Origin of the sequence: Microterricola pindariensis (genome assembly GCF_002936985.1) — a bacterium.
Taxonomy (GTDB): domain Bacteria; phylum Actinomycetota; class Actinomycetes; order Actinomycetales; family Microbacteriaceae; genus Microterricola; species Microterricola pindariensis.
Window position 1 is genome coordinate 1 of the sequence record NZ_MPZN01000130.1, and the last position, 718, is coordinate 718.

The window sequence follows — 718 nt, forward strand, 5'->3', positions numbered from 1 at the left end:
CGCACAGCGGTCATAGAACGGGCATCCGGCGGGGAGCGCCACGAGGTCCGGCGGGGACCCCGGAATGGAAACCAGCTCGTGGGTGCCCGACATTTCATCCGTGCGGGGAATTGATCGCAGTAGGGCCGCAGTGTACGGGTGCTTAGGCGAATGGAAGATATCTTCGACGGGACCTTCCTCGACGACGAATCCGCTGGTCTGAATCCCCGTGACGGATCCCTTCGGGGTGATGCGTGTGGGCCTAGCACACGACCCTATGCTGGTGCGGTTAGCGTATTAACAGGTGTGACGCAGGAAGGTAGCCGAGCCGGGCGATGGTTGACCCGGTCTAAGAATGTAGGCCGAGAGATAGGCAAATCCGTCTCTCATATAAGGCTGAGACTCGATGGGTAGACGTAAGTCGAAATCGGTGATCCTATGCTGCCAAGAAAAGCATCGACGCGAGGTTCAATGTGCCCGTACCCCAAACCGACTCAGGTGGTCAGGTAGAGAATACTAAGGAGATCGAGAGAATCGTGGTTAAGGAACTCGGCAAAATGCCCCCGTAACTTCGGGAGAAGGGGGGCCCGCCGATGGCGGAGGTGTTCAGCCGCTGCCTGGTGTAGCCCTCTGTGCGGGAGTTGGCGATGTTCTGCCCACGACGAACACGTCGAGCTCGATGGTCCTCATGCGTCTGCCCGGTCGAGGATCTGTGTGAGAACCCGGCGCAGCTCGGCCT

1 rRNA gene is annotated in these 718 nt (G+C 59.5%); it reads left to right on the top strand.

From position 1 onward, the window contains the following. Positions 1-718, top strand: a 23S ribosomal RNA gene (locus tag GY24_RS18325); the annotation flags it as partial.